This is a genomic window from Fictibacillus macauensis ZFHKF-1, from assembly GCF_000269865.1.
In the GTDB taxonomy this organism is placed as follows: domain Bacteria; phylum Bacillota; class Bacilli; order Bacillales; family Fictibacillaceae; genus Fictibacillus_C; species Fictibacillus_C macauensis.
This window is the reverse complement of sequence record NZ_AKKV01000001.1, coordinates 1-1233: the sequence shown is the minus strand read 5'-3', so window position 1 is coordinate 1233 and position 1233 is coordinate 1. Positions and strand designations below refer to the sequence as shown.

Sequence of the window (1233 nt, the reverse complement as noted above, 5' to 3'; positions counted from 1 at the left end):
GACCACCGGCGAGGTGCAGGATCTGCGCCGTGAAGCGCGTGCCCTGAAGGAATGCGTGGCCGACCTGACACTCGAAAACCGTCTGCTGAAAAAAAGCATGATCGCGGATGGGGGCGACGACGAATGAGGTATCCCGCATCCGAAAAGCTCGAGATCATCCGGATCGTCGAGCAGTCGCACCTGCCCGCCAAACGCACGCTGGACAAGCTCGGCATCGCCCGCCGGACGTTCTACCGTTGGTATGACCGTTATCTTGGGGGCGGGCCGGAAGCGTTACAGGATCGGCCATCGGCGCCGAGCCGCGTGTGGAACCGCATCGGTGACGACATCCAGAACCAGATCATCGAAATGGCGCTGGAAGCCGACGCGACCAATCTCAGCCCCCGCGAACTGGCGGTGCGCTTCACCGACGAGAAGCGCTACTTCGTATCGGAATCCACGGTTTACCGCCTGCTCAAGGCGCACGATCTGATCACCAGTCCGGCCTATGTCGTGATAAAGGCCGCCGATCAGTTCCACACCAAGACTACCCGCCCGAACGAGATGTGGCAGACCGACTTCACCTACTTCAAGATCATCGGGTGGGGCTGGATGTACCTCTCGACCGTGCTCGACGACTTCTCGCGCTATATCATTGCCTGGAAGTTGTGCACCAACATGCGTGCCGAGGATGTAACCGAAACGCTGGACCTCGCCTTGGCGGCTTCCGGCTGTGACAGCGCCACGGTGCTGCACAAGCCCCGGCTGCTCAGCGATAACGGCCCCAGCTACATCGCCGGCGAACTGGCCGAATATATCGAGGCCAACAAAATGAGCCATGTCCGCGGCGCTCCCATGCACCCGCAAACCCAGGGCAAGATCGAGCGCTGGCACCAGACCCTGAAAAACCGCATCCTGCTGGAGAACTACTTCCTGCCCGGCGACCTCGAAGCCCAGATCGAGGCCTTCGTCGAACATTACAATCACCAGCGCTATCACGAGAGCCTAAATAACGTGACGCCCGCCGACGCCTACTTCGGCAGGGCCCCGGCCATCATCGAACGACGAGAAAGGATCAAGCGACAGACCATCGAATATCGGCGCTTGCAGCACCGCAAGCTCGCCGCCTAACATCAACCCCCAGACGAGGCCCGCACTCCGCTAATCTACGCCGCGAGTTGTGCCGAATGTTCTGACGACGAACACGATGCTATGCATCTGGCGGATGCGGTCTGGCTGGATGTCGCGCGTTCC

The 1233-nt window shown here is 60.7% G+C and carries 1 pseudogene; it reads left to right on the top strand.

Features of this window, described 5'->3' with window-relative positions:
* Nucleotides 1-1110 (top strand): annotated as a pseudogene (locus A374_RS19700) (IS3 family transposase); the annotation flags it as partial.
* Nucleotides 1111-1233: the final 123 nt, after the last annotated feature.